24 protein-coding genes are annotated in these 17,755 nt (G+C 68.2%); 8 read left to right on the top strand and 16 right to left on the bottom strand.

Features of this window, described 5'->3' with window-relative positions; genetic code table 11:
- The first annotated feature begins 13 nt into the window (after positions 1–13).
- Positions 14–421: an SRPBCC family protein gene (locus EV653_RS07150; RefSeq protein WP_134099134.1), complete on the top strand. Its 408-nt coding sequence runs from the start codon at positions 14–16 to the stop codon at positions 419–421.
- On the opposite strand, the gene EV653_RS07145 is transcribed toward EV653_RS07150, so the two are convergent.
- A complete protein-coding gene (locus EV653_RS07145) occupies positions 411–1,970 on the bottom strand; it encodes an AAA family ATPase (protein ID WP_134099133.1) in 1,560 nt (519 codons plus the stop codon). The genes EV653_RS07150 and EV653_RS07145 overlap by 11 nt on opposite strands.
- A 73-nt stretch (positions 1,971–2,043) precedes the next feature.
- On the opposite strand from EV653_RS07145, the gene EV653_RS07140 reads away from it, so the two are divergent.
- Together EV653_RS07140 and def are read left to right on the top strand one after the other, a co-directional pair.
- Positions 2,044–2,859 (top strand): LLM class F420-dependent oxidoreductase, encoded by an 816-nt coding sequence (locus EV653_RS07140; RefSeq protein WP_134099131.1) that lies wholly within the window; start codon positions 2,044–2,046, stop codon positions 2,857–2,859.
- Positions 2,860–2,954: 95 nt separating this feature from the next.
- The gene (def, locus tag EV653_RS07135; RefSeq protein ID WP_134099129.1) at positions 2,955–3,560 is read left to right on the top strand and encodes a peptide deformylase; all 606 of its coding nucleotides are present in this window, start codon (positions 2,955–2,957) and stop codon (positions 3,558–3,560) included.
- A gap of 1 nt (position 3,561) precedes the next feature.
- Here def and EV653_RS07130 read toward each other — a convergent pair whose 3' ends face one another.
- From EV653_RS07130 to cobT, 5 genes are read right to left on the bottom strand one after another with little or no spacing between them, the layout of a single operon-like run.
- Positions 3,562–4,110, bottom strand: coding sequence for an AAA family ATPase (locus EV653_RS07130; RefSeq protein ID WP_134099127.1), 549 nt, complete (start codon positions 4,108–4,110; stop codon positions 3,562–3,564).
- Complete coding sequence (locus EV653_RS07125) at positions 4,089–4,625, bottom strand: GNAT family N-acetyltransferase (RefSeq protein WP_134099125.1); 537 nt, start codon at positions 4,623–4,625, stop codon at positions 4,089–4,091. The genes EV653_RS07130 and EV653_RS07125 overlap by 22 nt, the downstream gene beginning before the upstream one ends.
- A 9-nt stretch (positions 4,626–4,634) precedes the next feature.
- On the bottom strand, positions 4,635–5,441 hold the full coding sequence (locus EV653_RS07120) for a TrmH family RNA methyltransferase (RefSeq protein ID WP_134099123.1): 807 nt from the start codon (positions 5,439–5,441) through the stop codon (positions 4,635–4,637).
- Complete coding sequence (gene cobA / locus EV653_RS07115; protein ID WP_134099120.1) at positions 5,438–6,688, bottom strand: uroporphyrinogen-III C-methyltransferase; 1,251 nt, start codon at positions 6,686–6,688, stop codon at positions 5,438–5,440. The genes EV653_RS07120 and cobA overlap by 4 nt, the downstream gene beginning before the upstream one ends.
- Positions 6,685–7,830, bottom strand: a complete 1,146-nt coding sequence (cobT, locus tag EV653_RS07110; protein WP_238159609.1) for a nicotinate-nucleotide--dimethylbenzimidazole phosphoribosyltransferase — start codon at positions 7,828–7,830, stop codon at positions 6,685–6,687. Before cobT ends, cobA begins: the two co-directional genes overlap by 4 nt.
- Positions 7,831–7,927: 97 nt before the next feature.
- Between cobT and EV653_RS07105 the strand changes: the two genes are divergently transcribed.
- Positions 7,928–8,458 carry a YbhB/YbcL family Raf kinase inhibitor-like protein gene (locus tag EV653_RS07105; protein ID WP_134099119.1) on the top strand — a complete coding sequence of 177 codons (531 nt, stop codon included), beginning with the start codon at positions 7,928–7,930 and terminating at the stop codon, positions 8,456–8,458.
- A 39-nt stretch (positions 8,459–8,497) separates the two neighbouring features.
- Here the strand turns inward: EV653_RS07105 and EV653_RS07100 are convergent, their stop codons facing one another.
- The 4 genes from EV653_RS07100 to EV653_RS07085 form a co-directional block, all read right to left on the bottom strand.
- Positions 8,498–8,953 (bottom strand): DUF7144 family membrane protein, encoded by a 456-nt coding sequence (locus EV653_RS07100; RefSeq protein ID WP_134099117.1) that lies wholly within the window; start codon positions 8,951–8,953, stop codon positions 8,498–8,500.
- Between the two features lie 353 nt (positions 8,954–9,306).
- Positions 9,307–9,726, bottom strand: a complete 420-nt coding sequence (locus EV653_RS07095) for a hypothetical protein (protein WP_134099115.1) — start codon at positions 9,724–9,726, stop codon at positions 9,307–9,309.
- Positions 9,727–10,026: 300 nt separating this feature from the next.
- Positions 10,027–10,362, bottom strand: coding sequence for a hypothetical protein (locus EV653_RS07090; RefSeq protein WP_134099113.1), 336 nt, complete (start codon positions 10,360–10,362; stop codon positions 10,027–10,029).
- The gene (locus EV653_RS07085; protein WP_134099111.1) at positions 10,359–10,733 is read right to left on the bottom strand and encodes a YchJ family protein; all 375 of its coding nucleotides are present in this window, start codon (positions 10,731–10,733) and stop codon (positions 10,359–10,361) included. The genes EV653_RS07090 and EV653_RS07085 overlap by 4 nt, the downstream gene beginning before the upstream one ends.
- A gap of 49 nt (positions 10,734–10,782) precedes the next feature.
- Between EV653_RS07085 and EV653_RS07080 the strand changes: the two genes are divergently transcribed.
- Entirely contained in the window at positions 10,783–11,670 is an 888-nt protein-coding gene (locus tag EV653_RS07080; RefSeq protein WP_134099109.1) for a nucleotidyltransferase domain-containing protein, read from the top strand.
- Here the strand turns inward: EV653_RS07080 and EV653_RS07075 are convergent.
- The 4 genes from EV653_RS07075 to EV653_RS07060 form a co-directional block, all read right to left on the bottom strand.
- Complete coding sequence (locus EV653_RS07075) at positions 11,659–12,609, bottom strand: DNA glycosylase AlkZ-like family protein (protein ID WP_134099107.1); 951 nt, start codon at positions 12,607–12,609, stop codon at positions 11,659–11,661. The two genes, EV653_RS07080 and EV653_RS07075, sit on opposite strands and share 12 nt — an antisense overlap.
- Positions 12,610–12,648: 39 nt before the next feature.
- The gene (locus EV653_RS07070; RefSeq protein ID WP_202871497.1) at positions 12,649–13,278 is read right to left on the bottom strand and encodes a class I SAM-dependent methyltransferase; all 630 of its coding nucleotides are present in this window, start codon (positions 13,276–13,278) and stop codon (positions 12,649–12,651) included.
- A 79-nt stretch (positions 13,279–13,357) separates the two neighbouring features.
- The gene (locus EV653_RS07065; RefSeq protein WP_134099105.1) at positions 13,358–13,738 is read right to left on the bottom strand and encodes a hypothetical protein; all 381 of its coding nucleotides are present in this window, start codon (positions 13,736–13,738) and stop codon (positions 13,358–13,360) included.
- A 92-nt stretch (positions 13,739–13,830) separates the two neighbouring features.
- The gene (locus EV653_RS07060; protein ID WP_166679308.1) at positions 13,831–14,346 is read right to left on the bottom strand and encodes a winged helix-turn-helix domain-containing protein; all 516 of its coding nucleotides are present in this window, start codon (positions 14,344–14,346) and stop codon (positions 13,831–13,833) included.
- Positions 14,347–14,406: 60 nt separating this feature from the next.
- Between EV653_RS07060 and EV653_RS07055 the strand changes: the two genes are divergently transcribed.
- A complete protein-coding gene (locus EV653_RS07055) occupies positions 14,407–15,030 on the top strand; it encodes a peptide deformylase (protein WP_134099102.1) in 624 nt (207 codons plus the stop codon).
- Here the strand turns inward: EV653_RS07055 and EV653_RS07050 are convergent.
- Positions 15,016–15,390 (bottom strand): MerR family transcriptional regulator, encoded by a 375-nt coding sequence (locus EV653_RS07050; protein WP_134099100.1) that lies wholly within the window; start codon positions 15,388–15,390, stop codon positions 15,016–15,018. The genes EV653_RS07055 and EV653_RS07050 overlap by 15 nt on opposite strands.
- A gap of 71 nt (positions 15,391–15,461) precedes the next feature.
- Between EV653_RS07050 and EV653_RS07045 the strand changes: the two genes are divergently transcribed.
- Complete coding sequence (locus EV653_RS07045; RefSeq protein ID WP_134099098.1) at positions 15,462–15,776, top strand: DMT family transporter; 315 nt, start codon at positions 15,462–15,464, stop codon at positions 15,774–15,776.
- Between the two features lie 17 nt (positions 15,777–15,793).
- Positions 15,794–16,147: a DMT family transporter gene (locus EV653_RS07040; protein ID WP_134099096.1), complete on the top strand. Its 354-nt coding sequence runs from the start codon at positions 15,794–15,796 to the stop codon at positions 16,145–16,147.
- A gap of 116 nt (positions 16,148–16,263) precedes the next feature.
- Here the strand turns inward: EV653_RS07040 and EV653_RS07035 are convergent, their stop codons facing one another.
- A complete protein-coding gene (locus tag EV653_RS07035; RefSeq protein ID WP_134099094.1) occupies positions 16,264–17,727 on the bottom strand; it encodes an MGH1-like glycoside hydrolase domain-containing protein in 1,464 nt (487 codons plus the stop codon).
- Positions 17,728–17,755: the final 28 nt, after the last annotated feature.

Raw genomic sequence — 17,755 nt, 5'->3', positions numbered from 1 at the left:
GGAGGTTCTGATCATGTTCACGCTGCAGCAGGTCGTCGACGCCCCACCCGCCGAGGTCGTCCGCGCGTTCACCGAGGCCGAGCCGTTCGCGGCCTGGTTCCTCGCCGAAGGCTTCACCACGCCCTCCGACCGCGTCACGCTCGACGTCCGGCCCGGCGGCCTGATCTCGGCCGTCTTCGTCGGCGAGGGCGACGTCGAGGTCCCGTTCACGCTCAGGTACGGCGACCTCGACCTTCCGCACCACTTGCTCCTGTATTTCGACGATCCCGCCGAGGAGATCACCGTCGACTTGTCAGGACTGCCTGACGGGAAGACCCAGCTCGACTACCGCAGCGTCGGCCTCATCGACGAACAGCAGATCCCGATCAAGCCCGGCGTCGCCACCATGCTCAACCACCTCGCGACCTACTTCAGCCGATGAACCCCTTGTACACCCCAGGCATCGGTCCTCGCTTAGGCAACCTGCCTGCCCCCGCGCTCGGCCCCGCCAGGCCCGGCGTCGCGCCAGGCTGAGGCGCCGCGCCCGGCCCGGCCATTCCTGGCTCCGGTGCGGTACCGGGGCCGGGCGGCTCGGCGGCGCCCGCCTGGTCGTCGGACGGCTCGCTTCCGGTCGCGCCGAGAAGGCGTCGGGTCAGCGTGTCGCGCGACGACAGCAGCTCCGCGACCGCGGCCCGCAGGTGATCCGCGCCCGGTGCCTCTCCCGCCTCGGCAGCGAGCAGCACAGTCCGTCGTACCAGCTCCTTCATGAACGATGCCGTCGTACCTGCCGTCTGCTCCACGATCTCATCCACCAACTCAGCCGACAGCTCCAGGCCCGGCCCGTAGAGGCGGAGCAACCGCCCTCGTCCATCGGCATCCGGCAGCGGCACCTCGACCGCCATGTCGACCCGACCTGGCCGCTGCATCAGCGCGGGCTCCAGCAGGTCCGCCCGGTTCGTGGTCAGCAGGAACGCCACATCCGCGTCCTGCGCCAGTCCGTCCATCTCGTTCAGCACCTGGAACAGCAGCGGATTCTCGGCGCCGCGCGAGTAGTCCCGCGCCTCGGCCACCAGATCGCAATCCTCGAGTACTACGAGCGCCGGCTGCAGCATCCGTGCCAGCGCGCACGCCTGCGAGATGAAGTGGATGCTCGTCCCCGCCAGCAGTACGACCGTGAAGTCCGGCAACTGCGACAGTACATACCGTATGGTATGGGTCTTTCCGGTCCCGGGCGGGCCGTACAGCAGAACGCCCCGCCGCAGGTGCTGACCCGCGGCCAGCAGCGTCTCCCGATGCGCGGCGATCCCGACGACCTCCCGCTCGATCCGCTCGAGCACACCGTCAGGCAGTACGACGTCCGCCCGCGTGATCCCCGGCCGCGGATGCAACCGGAACGGACCCACACCCTGGCCGAACTCATGCCCTTCGAACGACACGACCTTGCCCCGGAACACGTTGTGCTCCCGGATCAACCCCGGCAGCGCCCCGAGGAAGCGGTCACCCGCCGCCTTCTCCACCGCGAGCACCTCGAGCTCCACGCTCCCCCGCCCGTACTGCGGATTCGCCGCCCGCAGCAGAGCGACGTACCGGTCCTCGCCCCGCACGCCCAGGTAGAACCCGAACGCGACGCAGTCCATGTCCTCGTCGACATCGATCTGCAATCGCTGATAGTCGACGGCCCCGATCCCGAACCGGTCGTACTCGGCCAGCTCCAGCAATTCGCCGAGGGAGTGGTGACCGCGGTCGGACCCCGCCAGCCCGAGCACCTCGAACGACTCGAACCACGCCTCGATCGCCCGCTGCACGTTCGGCAGGTCGTACGGCGGGAAGCTCGCCGACACCACCGGGACCTGCTCGGGGTCGACGCCGAGATGCGCCCGGAGCCGGTCCCGCAGGCTCTCCCTGCTGCTCCGCGGCGCGCTCTGCTGCATCCGCTCCAGGAACCGCGTGAACAGCCGCGCGAACTCGTCGACCTCGGTCTCGTCAGGCATCTGGCCGTATCTCCTCGTCCTTGATCCGGACCTATCCGGAGGGTCCTCCGCAACGGCGGATAAGATCTTCACCATGACAGCTTCCGAGTCCACCGACCGTCCGTACGGCGCCTTTCCGGTACGGATCGGTCTGCAGGTCCAGCCCCAGCACGCCCAGTACGCCGACATCCGGCGCACCGTCGCCGCGGCCGAAGAGATCGGCGTCGACGTGGTGTTCAACTGGGACCACTTCTACCCGCTCAGCGGTGAGCCCGAGGGCCTGCACTTCGAGTGCTGGACCATGCTGGCCGCCTGGGCCGAGGCGACCGAGCGCGTCGAGATCGGCGCCCTGGTCACCTGCAACTCCTACCGCAACCCCGACCTGCTCGCCGACATGGCCCGCACGGTCGACCACATCAGCGACGGCCGGCTGATCTTCGGCATCGGCTCCGGCTGGTTCGAGAAGGACTACGACGAGTACGGCTACGAGTTCGGTACGGCGGGCGGCCGGCTGGACGCCCTCGGCGAGGCACTGCCGCGGATCGAGCAGCGCTGGACCAAGCTCAACCCGCGGCCGACCCGCGACATCCCGGTGCTGATCGGCGGCGGCGGCGAGAAGAAGACGCTGAAGCTCGTCGCCAAGCACGCGAACATCTGGCACGGGTTCGGCGACGCGGAGACGCTCGCGCACAAGCACGCCGTACTCGACGAGCACTGCAAGACGCTCGGCCGCGACCCGGGTGAGATCGAGCGCTCGGCCGCCGTCGGCGACAAGTCCCCCGCGGACATCGGCAAGTCGCTGCTCGACGTCGGCACCCGCCTGTTCACGGTGTCCTCCTCCGGTCCCGACTACGACCTCGGCCTGCTTCGCGAGTGGGTCACCTGGCGCGACGAGGTCAACGCCAAGTAGCAGCCAAGTAGCACCTTGGGCACCCACCAACCACCGGCGCCCGCCGGAAACGGTTGGTGGGTGCCCCAAGCCGGCGGCAGGTTAGGATTTCGGGCATGTCTACGTTGCCTGGGAACGGTTCGGTGCGGCCTATCACCCGCTGGGGTGAGGACGTCATGCATCGGGTCAACAAGCCTGTCACCGACTTCGGGGACGAGCTGCAGACGCTGATCGCCGACATGGTCGCGACGATGAACGCGGCCGAAGGCGTCGGCCTGGCGGCGAACCAGGTCGGTGTCGACCTGCAGGTCTTCGTGTTCGACTGCCCCGACAAGGACGGCAACCGGGTCCAGGGCGTGGTGTGCAACCCGACGGTCGAGGTGCCGGAGGGCAAGGACCGCAACCTGGACGAGGGCGACGAGGGCTGCCTCTCGCTGCCCGGAGCGTTCACCAAGTGCGCGCGCCCCGACTTCGCCAAAGTCACCGGCGTCGACCAGCACGGCGAGCCGGTCAGCTTCGAGGGCAACGGCCTGCTGGCCCGCTGCCTGCAGCACGAGACCGATCACACCCAGGGCATGGTGTTCGGCGACCGGCTGTCCCGGAAGTACAAGAAGCGCCTGTTCGCGGAGGCCGAGGAGTTCGCCGCGGACTACCCGTCCGACTGGCCGGTCTCCCCGATGATCGAGCACGAGAGCGACCACGAGGACACCCCCGCCACCTGATCTACCAGCGGGCCTTCTCCAGGTCGATCTCGTCGACCGTCTGGGCCGGGGTCTGGCCGGTGGTGTCCAGCCACAGGCCCCGGCGCGGAGTCTCGTCGAGGCTCGTCATCAGCGAGCGGACACCCTCCTCGATCGAGGGACCCCAGTCCCGGTACGCATTGTTGCCTCCGCGCCCGATCTCCCGCTCGACGATCGACTCGACCGACGGCACCAGGACGACGAGGTACGGGTCGACGCCCCGCAGCCGCGAGAACCATCGCTCGACGTGCTCACCCAGGACGATGTCGCTGCACACGAAGTCGAAGCCGGCGTCGGCGTAGTGCTGCGCCACCAGTGCGCTCGCGTCGTACCGCAACTCAAGCTGTCGGACCGCCTCCGGGGACGGATCCGGTGTCATGATCTCCGCGCCGGCGACGACACCGCGGTAGAACACGTCGCCGTCGAGGGTCGCCGCGGGCGGGCCCATCCTTGCCGCGAGCAACGGTGCGATCGTGGACTTGCCGGCCGCCTGCATTCCGGTGACGAGGACTACCGTCGGGTTGCTTTCCATGCCGTCCAGGCCTCCGCCGTCAGCGAGTAGATGGTGGCGTCGAACGGTACGCCGTCCTCCTCCAGCACCGTCTCGTGATCGAAGCTCATCCCGAGCCGGCGCATGACCGCGATGCTACGGACGTTCGGGGTATCGGTCACCGCAATAATGCGCGGCAGGCCGAGCGTCGTGAATCCGTGCTCGATCCAGGAAGCCGCCGCCTCGGTCGCGTAGCCGTGGCCCCAGAACTCGCGGGCAAGCCGCCAGCCGATCTCGAGGTCGTCCGGGTACCACTGCTCCTTCGAGAGACCGCATGCGCCGAGGAAGGCCCCGTCCGTACGACGCTCGACGGCCAGGAACCCATACCCGTGCGAGGCGTAGACCTCGTTGATCCCGGCCGCGTCCCGGTCGCATTCTGCCCGGCTCAACGGGCCTCCGAGGAACTGCGTGACTTGCGGATCTGCGTTCAGGGCGGCCCACGGCTCCAGGTCGGTGTCGCGGAACGGGCGCAGTACGAGGCGTTCCGTCGTACGCATGGCTCCCCCTCAGCGTCGAGTGGCGTAGAACGCTACCGCTGCTGAGGATGCCACGTTGAGCGAGTCGACGCCGCCCGCCATCGGGATGCGTACGGTCAGGTCTGCCTGTTCGAGCACGTGCGGTTTGAGGCCGTGGCCCTCCGTGCCGAAGATCAGCGCGAGCTTGTCGTCGTTGCGGTCGGCGAGCTCGTCGAGCGTGATCGCGTCGTCGGTGAGGGCCATCGCGGCGGCGACGTACCCGTGCTCCTGGAGGAGTCGCAGGTCGCCCGGCCAGTTCTGGAGACGCGTCCACGGGACCTGGAAGACGGTGCCCATCGAGACCTTGATCGAACGCCGGTACAGCGGGTCGGCGCACGTCGGCGTCACCAGCACGAGGCCGACACCCAGCGCGGCCGCGGCGCGGAATCCGGCGCCAACGTTGGTGTGGTCAACGATATCGTCGAAGATCGCGATCCGTCGTACGTCGTCGGTCAGGAGATCGCCGAGCGGTACGGCGGCGCGGCGCTTGTACGACGCGAGCGCGCCGCGGTGCACGTGGAATCCGGTGACCTGCTCGGCCAGCTCCTCCGAGACGACGTACACGGGTTTGTCCGGCCACTTGTCGAGAACGTCCTGGAGCGAGTCCAGCCACCGTGGCGCGAGCAGGAACGACCGCGGCTCGTACCCGGTCTCCGCGGCCCGCCGGATCACTTTGTCGCCCTCGGCAATGAACAGCCCGTGCTCCTCCTCGAGCAACCGCCGCAGATTGACCTCCCGCAACTGCACATAGTCGGCAAGCCGCGCATCCCCCGCATCCTCAACCGCAACCAGCGTCACCCCACCCCACCACCACCGCGCTCCGACGCCCCCGCCCTGTCGCGCGCCAACGCGGCTACCTCGACCACGTTGCCCACGACAACGATTGCTGGCGCGCCGACGCCATCGTCCTGCATCGCTCGAGCGATCCCGTCCAGGTCCGACGTCACCATCCGTTGGCCCGGGAGGGTTCCGTCGGCAATCGCCGCCGCCGGGGTGTTCGCCGGACGACCGGCCGAGATCAACCGTTCGGCGATCGCCGGAAGGTTCTCGACCGCCATCAGCAGCACCAACGTGCCGTGCAACTGCGCGAGCGCGTCCCAGTTGACCAGCGAGTCCGGGTGCGACGGCGGGATGTGCCCCGACACCACAGTGAACTCATGCGTCACCCCGCGATGCGTCACCGGGATCCCCGACACCGCCGGCACCGAGATCGAGCTCGTGATCCCCGGCACCACCGTCCACGGCACCCCGGCCTCGGCGCACGCCAGCGCCTCCTCGAAGCCCCGGCCGAACACGTACGGATCCCCGCCCTTGAGCCGTACGACGACCTTCCCGGCCCGCCCGCGATCCACCAGGATCCGGTTGATCTCCTCCTGCTGCGCCGCCCGCCCGCGCGGCAACTTCGCCGCGTCGAACAGCTCGACGTCCGGATGCAGCTCGTCGAGCAACGGCTGCGGAGCCAACCGATCCGCCACCACCACGTCAGCCTCGGCCAGCAACCGCCGCCCGCGCACCGTGATCAGATCCGGATCACCCGGTCCCCCACCGACCAGGTACACACCCGGGCGCCGATCCACGTCCCGCGCAGCCAGCTCACCGGTCCGCAGCCCTTCCAGAATCGCGTCCCGGACGGCGGCCGACTTCCGGTGATCGCCACCGCCGAGTACACCGATTGTCACGTTGTCGTGCTGACCGGATGCCGGCGTCCACGCGGTCGCCCGCGCACGGTCGTCGGAGCGCACGCAGAAGATCCGCCGCTCCTCCGCCTCGGCCGAAACCTGATCGTTGACCGAGGCATCATCCGTCGCGACCACGACGTACCAGGCTCCGTCGAGATCACCGTCCTGGAACCCGCGCTCGATCCAGCTCAGTGACGGGTTGCCGAGCAGTCCCTCGATGGTCGGCGTGATCGACGGCGAGATCAGGTCGATCCGCGCGCCTGATTCGAGCAGCCGCGGCAACCGGCGCTGAGCGACCCCGCCACCGCCGACGACGACCACGCGCCGCCCGTCGAGCACGAGACCGGACAGGTACTGATGTGTCACTGACCGATCCCCGCGTCCTCGAACGTGGCCATCTCGGCGAGCGCACGCACCGCGCAGGTCAGGATCGGGTACGCGAGCACCGCACCGGTCCCCTCACCGAGACGCAGATCGAGGTCGACGAGCGGCTGCAGGCCGAGCTTCTTCAGCGCGACCGCGTGACCGGGCTCGGCCGATCGGTGCCCGGCGACGCAGTAGTCGACGACGGCCGGGTGGAACGCCTGTGCCACCAGCGCGGCCGCTCCGGCGATCACGCCGTCGAGGATGACCGGCGTACGGTTGGCCGCCGCGCCGAGAATGTATCCGGCCAGAGCGGCGTGCTCGAGACCGCCGTACGCCTGGAGCGCCTTCAGCGGATCAGCCGAAGGTACGTCGTGGAGCGCAAGCGCATCCCGTACGACGGCTGTCTTGTGCGCCAGTGCCGCGTCGTCGATGCCGGTGCCGCGGCCCGTGACGGCGTCGGCGGTCGCCCCGGTGAAGGTCGCGATCAGCGCCGCCGAGGCGGTCGTGTTGGCAATGCCCATGTCGCCGGTCAGCAGGCAGCGATACCCGTCCTGCACCAGCGTGTCCGCGAGCTCGAACCCGACCGCGATCGCCGCGCGCGCCTCGTCCTCGGTAAGGGCCTCGGTCTGCGACAGGTCGCGGGTGCCCGGACGGACCTTGGCGTGGATGATGTCCAGCTGCTCCACCGGTGTCGCCACGCCGACGTCCACGACCCGTACGTCGACCCGGTTGTTCGCCGCGAACGCGTTCACCGCGGCACCACCGGCCGCGAAGTTCGCGAGCATCGCGGCGGTCACCTCCTGCGGCCACGGGGAGACGTTCTGCGCGTGCACGCCGTGATCCGCCGCGAACACTGTCACCACGGCGGGCTGCGGCACCTGCGGCGGGCAGGTCCCGGTCATCCCGGCCACCCGCACGGACAGCTCCTCGAGTACGCCGAGCGACCCGGCCGGCTTCGTCAGCTGCGCGTGCCGCGCCTCGGCCGCCTGCATCGCCGCTGAGTCGGCGGGAGCGATCCGCTCCAGGTACCCGTCCACCACGCCGTCCATCGAGTCCTCCATCCGTTCCCGGTCCACGGCGGGCCGTCCGCCCGCGCGACGGTCCCGCTGCCCGGTTCCGCCGTACCGGCTCGATCTTCGCATCTCCGATCGGGTGCCCCGGGGTGGGTCGGCGGCATGTGGACAGTAATGTCGGAATCACCACACGTCGCAGACGCTTCCAGATCCCGGAGGATCACCGATGTCGCTCGATCGTCCCGTCGCCCCGGACCCGTACGAACTGCTCCCGAAGGTGGGTTCGTTCACCGTCACCAGTACCGATGTCGCCGACGGCGAGCAGCTGTCGGACGACCACGCGTTCGGCGGCGGGAACAAGTCGCCGCAGCTCAGCTGGTCCGGGTTCCCCGCGGAGACCAAGGCCTTCGTCGTCACCTGCTTCGACCCGGACGCGCCGGTCGTGTCCGGCTTCTGGCACTGGGTCCTGGTCAACCTCCCGGCCACGGTCACGGAGCTCCCGACCGGCGCCGGCACTCCCGAACGCCTCGACAACGGCGCGTTCCACGTCCGCAACGACTTCGGCGCCAAGAACTTCGGCGGCGCGGCCCCGCCCGCAGGCGATCAGGTCCACCGCTACTACTTCGTCGTCCACGCCATCGACGTGGAAGCCCTGGACGTCGACGCCGACGCCTCGCCCGCCGTGGTCGGCTTCAACCTCGCCTTCCACACCTTGGCGCGAGCCATCATCACCCCGACGTACCAGATCGCGGAGTGAAATGCCTGGGAGCCGTCTCGTTCGAGACGGCTCCCAGGGTCACATCAGCGGGGGTCTGCGTCGCTCGGCAGCCGATAGATCGGCCGCCTCCTGACCGTCCCATTCGACTCTGTCCGAACCGCCGAGCTCGTCGCGTACGTCGGACCACCGGGCGGTCAGCGCGTACAGCACGAAGACGTCCAGCGCGATCATCAGCAACGCCCAGACCGGATACGCGCCGAGCCAGGCGATCTGCGTGACAGCGTGCAGACAGACGAGCACGATCGCGGCGATCCTGGCCCACGTCTGTGCCGTCAGCAGACAGGCGCCGACTGCCATCAGGATCAGGCCGAAGATCAGGATGATCCATCCCCACGCGGTCACGTCGACGATGATCAGGTTCTCCCGGGTGACCACCAGGCGCTCGTCCGAGAACAGCGCGATGAACCCCTCGAAGACGTTCACCAGTCCGGTCATCATGAGCAGCGCGCCGGCGAACACGATGAAGCCGGTCATCGCCGCCCGGCCTTTTTCGCAGCCATCCTGCTGTCTCCTCTCCTACGGCGTCCCGCCGCCGAGCCGGCGACGGATCACCCCTGGATCGTGTCCCGCCGGCCGCCCCGCCACCTCACCCCATGCGGATGAGGGCACCCCACCCACCGCACCCCCACCGCGAACACCCGCCCCCCAACTCAACCGGATGGGGTGATGAATCACCCCGATTGCCGCTCAGGCCCGGGAAATGCGCCTCACCCCACCCCAAGAAGGCGGCCCCCGATCCGAGCCGCACGCCTCCGGACCACGAGGCCAACCGTCATCCTGCGCACCCTTCGTACGCTCGAGGCGAGCCCTCAGAGCGCCGTATCCGCCTAACGGGTCCTTTTGGCCTCGACGCGATCAAAGGCGCCGGCTGGGTAGACGAAGACTCGTTTGACTGTCGTGATCGGTTCCTTGGCCCCGAGAAACGCAGTCCCTTTCGCACCCGGCAGCAGATAGAAGTTGCTGGAGTTCGACAGCTCGATCCCCCGGTTGTAGTTCCTGGCATCGCCGCCCTCACCGGCAAATGCATCCCGCCAGGTGTCGACGTAATTGCTGATCGAGGTGGCCTCGATCTGCTGTCCGTCGTTGGTGACGACGACGACCTCGTACATGTTGATGGTGTCGTCCGACTGATTGTCGACCTGCGCGATCAGGTAGGTGATCGGCCGCGCATCGGCGAGCCGCCGGTAGTCGCCGTACGGCTCCAACCGCGGGTCCTTGATGTTCGCGGGCACCTGGATCGTGCCCACCGCGCCCTCGTAGGAAAACGAGTAGGTTCCAGGACCGGTGAGGGCACGACGTGCCGGTGCGGAACTGGTCGGGCTGTCTCTCGGCGCGGTTGTCACCGCGGTAGGCGTCGGCACCCGAGAAGCACCCGCCGGCGGCGTCACCTTCTCTGGTGGCGTCGATGGTGCGTTGATGACGCATCCCGCACAACCGACCAGCAGCCCGGCTGCCACAAGAGCCTTTGCGCCGGACCACCCGTGCCTGATCCCCATAATGTTCCCCCTTGCGGCACCTCCCCCAGCGCCGACCCGGGCAATTATCGACTACCAGAACCGCGACGTACACCCGACGCTTGCCCGCCGATGAAGTCGCGCCGGCTGATAGTCGGCGAGCAGGTCTGTTGGTCGTACAGCGCATTGTGACGCAGTACTGGATCGCCTGAGCTGGTCTGCGGTGCCCGGGCCTACGCACATCCTGCGCCCAGCGGGTGATTTGGGTTCGTACCGCATCGCCCCGCCGAGGATCAGCAGGGTGGCCGGGATCGTCGGCCAGAGGATGTGCTCGATCGCGGTGGCGACCAGCGCGGCCAGCACCAGGAGACGGAGCAGGTTCAGCGTCACGCGATGTGTGCCCCACCTGCGGATCTCGGGTTCGGTCATAGCGCGGTGACGTAGACCCAGCGGCCGCCTTCGCGGGTGAAGGTGCTGTTCTCGTGCTGGACGCCGGGTTTGCCGGCTTCGATGTAGTGGGCACGGAATTCGACCGTGCCCTCCGTGTGGAACGCGCTCCCACCGGTCGCGCCCACGATCTCCAGCCCGGTCCACTCCCGGCCCGGTGGGAAGTCGATCCTCGCCGGTCGGGTCGTCAGCGACCAGGTCTGCTGGAGGTACGGCGCGTCGTGCATCACGAAGGCGGCGTACCGCGAGCGCATCAGCTGCTCCGCGGTTGAGGCGGTCGCGTCACCGCGGTGGAGCGGACCACAGCAGGCGGCGTACGGCAGGTCCTGACCGCAGGGACAGAGGGCTGGCATGGAGTGATTGTCGCCGATCGGCCGTATGCCTGCGTGATCTACTGCCGTCATGGCGGTGACGGAGGCGGCTCGGTGGCGGCGTGAGGCGGTGGAGCCGGTCTTGGACGCATTTGCGGCGGCCGACGGGGTCGACGCCGTGATGGTGAGCGGGTCGACCGCACGGGGAGACGCGGATCGGTGGTCGGACGTCGAGGTCGGGGTGTTCTGGGCGCGCCGGCCCTCGCTTGCTGAGCGGATCGCGGTGGCTCACGCCGCGCGGGCGGCTGACCTTCGGACGGTGAATGAGGGCACGCCGCCCTGGCACGACCACATCTACCTCGGCGCGCCGAGACCCGACGGACTGATGGTCGAGGTCGTGCACACGTTCACGTCTGCGGTCGAGAACATGCTGGACGACGTACTCATCTCCCACCGCCCCGACGGACCGAGCCTGGACGCGATCAAGGGCATCGTGGACGGTCGCGACGTTCGCGGCCCGCGTGCCGAGCTCGTCGCCGGCTGGCAGGAACGCGTGCAGCCCTACCCACGTGAGCTCGCGCTCGCCGTCGTACGGCGGGACGGGAACATCGAACAGTTCTGGCGCTGGCAGATGCTCGTCGACCGCCACAACCCGCTCCTCCTTGCCCGCGAGTTCATGCGCATCGCAAGCCAACTGCTGACCGTGCTCCACGCCCTCAACGGCAAGTACTGCGGTCATCCGTCCGCGTTCAAACGCCTCGACAACCTGGACCTGTCGTTGGCGCCGCCATCATTGGCGGCCCGCATCCGAGCCGTCTTCAACCATCCCGCACCCGAAGGCGCTCAACTGCTCCACGACCTCGTCGAAGAAACGTACGACCTGATCGAGCTCCATCTCCCCGAGGTGGACGTCCGCCTTCTCCGCACCAACTTCCGCAGCAACCGGAAGCCCCTCGACGCACTCCCCTCACCTGACTGACAGCTGCGGATCGCGCACCGGCATCGTCGCGACCTCTTCCTCCAAAGCGCCGTACTGCCTCGCGTCGAGCTTCTCGGACAGCACCACGTCGACCCGCCCGCCCTTCCGTCCCCAGGCGCCGACGATGCGACCGTCGACCAGCAATCCGTTCGGATGAAAGGAATCCGCGGCCGGCGTCAACTCGCGCAAACCCGGTCCGACGAACCGCCCGCCGTGATCGCGGCCGAACAGTCGCAGATCCGGGGCAGGGAGCAACCGAACCCCACGCGGCAGCGTTGCCGACCGCAACCATTCCTCGTCCGCGCCAAGAATCCACCCGGCAACACCCTCGAAATCGACCTCGACCAACTCGTCCGCCAGCGAATCCCAGACCGCACGAGCGTCCGCAGGCGATAACCCCGACCACCATGAGAATGTCTTCGGCGTTGTGGGCCCGAAGCAACGAACGTGCCGCCGGCACAGTTCCACCCGCGCCGCGGAGACGTCGATCGACGGCCGCGGAACCTCCCGCCCCCACAGCGACGTCGTGTCCCACCGCACCGCGATCCGCCCGCTCGCACACGCCTCGCGCAGCTCGCGCCCCATCCCTCCCCGCCGCTCATGCCCGTCCAACGACGCGCACAGCCGCTCCGCGAGTACGTCGATCCGCCGTACTGCGTTCGCGTCGAGCGGCAACCGCCCCAGCGTGAAAACGCCGAAATCGCGGGCCGGCAGCACATACACCGCCGCCCGCGGGCTGTACGTCTGGATCAACGAGGGATGCTCCCAGTCCGACGGCGCGCACCCAGCCATCCGAGCATGCAGCCCGAGCAACGCGTCCCGCGGAGCGGTGTCCTGCAGACCGACGTACGCCGCCTGCTCGCGCGATCCCGCCGGCAGTCGATCGACCAGGTGGTTGACGTGCAACCGGTAGGCAACGGCCTGCTCCCGCGTGATCATGCTTGAGGACCTTACGGCGAAAAGACGCCAGCGCTTGGCTTAGTTTCGACGGACCGTCGCGAGCCAACCCGGTGCGCCACTCTCATGCACTCGCGTCTCGATCCTGCGCGCTTCGATACTGAGGACCGACCAGCCGGAGTCGGCAGCGAACGCCGCGTGCAAATCGATTTGCGAGACCGGATGCGGCACGGCACCGGGTTCTTCGTCGCTGAAACACAACACATAAAGAGTCGCGCCGGATCTGGCGACCGAAGCCAGACTCACGACGTACTGCGAGCGCTCGCCCGCATCGAACGTGTGAAAGAGACCGCTGTCGAGAATCGTGTCGAACCTGCGCCCCAGCTCATCGAGCTGCAGCGCGTCTGCGGCAACAAACTCGGCGTCGACGCCGTGCTCGGCGGCCTTCTCCCGGGCACGTGCCAACGCGGTCGCGGCAACATCGAACCCCACCACAGGCACCCCGCTCGAAGCGATGAGCAGCGCGTTGTCGCCACTCCCACAGCCCGCGTCGAGCACCGCTCCCCCGAACGCACCCTCGGACACCAGCTGCGCAACCGCCGGCTGTGGCCCGCCGAACTCCCACGGCGCGGGACCGTCCTGGTACGAGGCATCCCACGGGCGACCTGACATCCGTTCATGGCTCGTCGGCTGCCGCGTGCGCTCGGACATCGTCGTACCCTTCCTGGGCTCAGAGGTCTCTACCCATCCTCACCCCAAATGAAGGGCACCGGCCCGATTTCGAGTCCGGTCAGCGGTAGTTGAGCACCATGATCCAGCCGACCCCGAGCGCCAGCACACACAACACCGCGCCGACCACGGCCAGCGGCTTCCCGCGCCGCGCGCCGATCAGCCCGGCGATCGCCAGACCGACGCCCGGTAGCGCGAGCGGAAAGGCGGCGTACTGGCGGAATCCCGTCATATCGACGGGTAGGAACGGCGCCACCAGGGCCGCGAGCCCGAGGACGAAGGCGAGTACGCCGAGCAGCGCCGTACCCTTCGGCTGACCCGGGAACGGCGCCTGAGGCTGCCAGGCAGGATCGCTCGGCGCCTGCGCGTAGTCCGGCCAGAGGTGCTGCGGATACCCTCCTTGCTGCGCGTCGGGGGTGCGATCCGGCTGGCCGTAGGTCATAGGAACTCCGTAATCGACAGGATGCCGTCCCCTGGGCTGACGCTCGGCCTTCCCAGCCGGTTCCGTCGACTTACTGCTCTCCGCGGAGCGGGTTACTGCTCTTCGCGGAGCGGGAAGGCGCGGATGATCACCGCGGTCGGTGTCACAGCGGTCGGTGTCGCGGCGGTCGGTGTCGCGGCGTCCGATCTCGGCTCGGAGCCGACGAAGTCGCGCAGTACTCGATGCAGGCGGGCGCGCAGCTCCGCGAGCTCCCCGTCGGCCAGTGTCACGACCTCGCTGAACGCGAAGTCCTCGTCCTCGGACGTCTTCGCCGCCAGCCAGCTCGCGTACGCCGTGTCCTCGAGCTCGCGGTTGAGCGTCGCCTGCTCGACCCGCATCCGCCGCCACGGCTTCACCCGCCCCACCGCGCCCGGCACCGCCTCGATCACCCCGAGCGCCTCCAGCCGCCGCAGGTGGAACGAGCACGACCCCGTGCTCTCCCCCAACTCGCGGGCCGCGATCGTCGACGTCGTCGTACCGTCCCGGTCGATCAGCTCCAGGAGCGCCTCCCGCAGCGGATGCGCGCGCACGACGTCGCGCCGGTTCGGCGTACTGCGGTGGTCGGCCATGTCCCGCATCTTAAACCGTTCGCTTTGCAAAGTGTGAACTTTGCAGACTACGCTCTTTGCATGCCGACCTACATCCAGGGGCGCTTGGCCCGCCGCCTGCCCGAGCTGACCGACGAGGTACGGCGAGGCACGCCGCGGCGGATCACGGAGTACGGCGAGGAGATCCTGCACCGCCCGTGCCAGCCGGTGACTGAGTTCGGCGCGGAGCTCTGGGGTTCGCTGATCGACGATATGTTCACCACGATGTGGATCGCCGAGGGCTGCGGCCTCGCCGCGAACCAAGTCGACGTCGACGCAGCCTTGTTCGTTTACGACCTGACGGACGAGTACGGCGACCGCCATGTCGGGCACGCGTTCAACCCGCGCATCGAAACCATGACCGCCCTCTTCGGCACCCAGCCCGGCACCGAAGGTTGCCTCTCCCTCCCCGGCGCCAACGCCCCACTCCCCCGTCCCGCCCGAGCCACGCTCCACGCCCAGGACGTCGAAGGCCGCCCCTTCACCCTCGACTCAACCCGCTACCTGTCCCGCTGCCTGATCCACGAAACCCAGCACCTAGGTGGCACCGTCTACGTCGACCACCTCGCACCCGCCGCCCACACAACCGCCCTGAACGAGTCAGCCACCAACCGCAACGGCGTCCTCTCTCACCGCGCCGCTCGCCAACTGCTACTCAGCAAGTAGGGCGTCGGCTCGCTGCGGGATGCTGACGTCCTGGCGGAGGGCTTGGAGTACTTCGAGTTCGCGGTCGATCTCGCGGCGCTTGGCCTCGAGGCGTTCGACGCCTTCTGCGAGGAGGACTTCGAGTACGCCGGTGCGCTCGGCCGGCGGAGCCTCCAGGCAGGGCAGGAGCTCTCCGATGGTCGTGCTGCCCAGGCCGGCTGCCAGCAGGTGCTGGATCATCACGACGCGCTCGACCATGGACGGGTCGAACTCGCGCCAGCCGCCCGCGGTCCGGTCGGAGCGGATCAGGCCCTGCTCCTCGTAGTACCGCAGGGAACGTGTGCTGACGCCGGTGGCGTCCGCGAGTTCTCCGATGCGCATGAACTCAGTCTTGCACTTCACACCAGTGTGAAGTCTGACCCTGATGAGGCACCCGCACTGAAGGGAACCTCATGCACTGGCTCTACCTGGCCGTCGCCGTCGTCTTCGAAATCGCCGTGGCAGTCTCCGCCGGCAAAGCCCAAGGTTTCACCCACCGCGCCTGGACCGCCACCACCCTCATCACCGGCGCCCTAGGCACCTACTTCCTCAGCCGAGCCCTCCTCACCTTCGACGTCGGCGTCGGCTACGCCCTCTGGACGTCGCTCGCCGGCGTCGGCATCACGCTGCTCGGCGCCCTGCTCTTCGGCCAACAACTCACTTGGCGCAAGGCAATCGGCATCGCCCTGGTCATCACCGGCGTAGTCGGCCTCCAACTCACCGACTGATCCCAAGGAGCTCTCCCATGCGCACCGCTTGGCTCACGTTGCTGTTGGCCGGCGTCTTCGAGATCGGCTATGCCCTCTCCGTAGGCGGCAGCCACGGCTTCACGATCCGGACCTGGTCCGCCGCGGCCGTTGTGTTCTTTCTCCTGACGCTCTGGGCCCTCAGCCGCGCCCTCCGCAGAATCGACGTGAGCACCGGCTACGCCGTCTGGTCCGGCCTCGGCGCTGTAGGAGCCGCCGTCCTAGGCCCGCTCTTCTTCCACGAAACCCTCACCCCCACAAAAGCCATCTGGCTGGCCGTCATCATCACTGGCGTCATCTGGCTGAAGCTCGCCGACCACTCAACCACAGATGCTGTACCTAACGACGGGTAGAGCACCCGCGAGACGGTGTACACAACAGCACACCCACGCTCAGGTGCACTACCGGTTGCCGAACACTACCCGTCCATCCGTACGTCATCAGCCACCGCACATCCGCGCGGGGCGTCCTACGTCTGCGATGGGTCCAGGGTGATGTCGATTGTGTGGTGGCCGTGCAGTGAGGTCGGTACGCCGTACTCCGTCGATGGGGTGCCGTCGAGGTTGAAGGAGCGGATGATGTTGCCCGTGCCACGAAGGGTGATTGTCAGGACGGCGTCGCGGTAGGGCACGCCGCTGAGAGTTACGTCGCCCCAGCCGGGCGGGAGGGTTGGCGCGAAGGTCAGGCCGCGGCTGTCGAATGTCATACCGAACAGGCCGGTGTGCATCATGTCGATGAAGGCCGTCGCGGACCAGGTCTGGTCGGGCTGCGAGTCCCAGTGGCGTTTGAGTACGCCGGTTGCGCCCTGGTAGCCGCCCTCCACAGCACCGGTGTTCCCGTCGTAGATCTCCCAGAAACCGCCGCTGTCCCTGACCAGCTCCGCGAGCAGCCTGGTCTCGGTCGCGAACCCCTCCACATCGCCGTGCCTGGCCAGCCCTTTCGCCCAGAGTCCTTGCACGAGCGGCCAGACGATCGCGTTGTGCCGTCCGGGTTCCGCGTTGGAGTACCTGTCCCAGTGCGGAAAGGTGTCAGGCATTCCCCAGGTCATCCGCTGCGCGTTCGACATCACGGACTGGGCTTGCGAGGCATCGGCGATCCCGAACAGCAGGGTGAACGCCAACCCCGCACCTTCCTGGTACGCGCCCGGCCTCCCGTCAGCCGTGAGCTCGTAGTTGTAGCTTCCGGTTCGCGGGTTCCAGAAATACTGGTTGATCGCTTCCTTGATCGCCGCCGCCTTGGCGCGATCGCCATCAGCCGACCGACCGAGCACGTCCGCCATCTCGGCCGCGCGCATATAGGCCGCGTAGTACAACACATTGGTGCTCAGATACATGGCCGAGACGACATCCGGGTACGACGTACTCTCGCTGCCCCGCGACTCTCCCGCGTCCGCCGTCGGTGCCGGGAAGCCGGAGACGCCGTCGTTGAAGAACGACGGACCGGTGAACAGCCCGTACCGGGCATCGCGGCCGAAGACGGCGGCCTGCTCGCGGACGGCCAGCGTGTTCGTGACAACGTCGTACGCACGCTGCAGGAAGTCCCGGTCGCCGGTCACCAGATAGTTGTGCCAAGCGCCGACAGTCCAGATCACCTGATCCCACTGCTGGCTGTCCTGCTGCACGATGAGCTTGCCATCGGCATCCTTTTCGACCACTGCCCACAGTGTGTTCGCGGCGAGCGCGGGCGCCAGCAGGCTCGTTGCGTTCCAGCTGTTGATCGTCGCGTCCCGCGTCCACGGCTGCTCGTACCCACCCCCAGCCCGGACCATCCCGACCGCCGGATCCATCAACCCACTCCTGGCATGCACCTCGCCGAACGGAACGGTATTGATCCCCAGCAGGTTCTCGAGCGCCGCGCCGTAGATCGCCCCGTACAGCGCCTGACTCGCCGCATCCTCGAACCGCAGCACCGGACGAGAGTCTGTCGTCGTCATACCCCCATTCCATCAGCCGGCCCGACCA

The sequence above is a fragment of the Kribbella pratensis genome (assembly GCF_004365355.1).
Taxonomy (GTDB): Bacteria; Actinomycetota; Actinomycetes; order Propionibacteriales; family Kribbellaceae; genus Kribbella.
The sequence above is the reverse complement of the archived record's forward strand: the minus strand, read 5'-3'. Positions and strand labels throughout refer to the sequence as shown.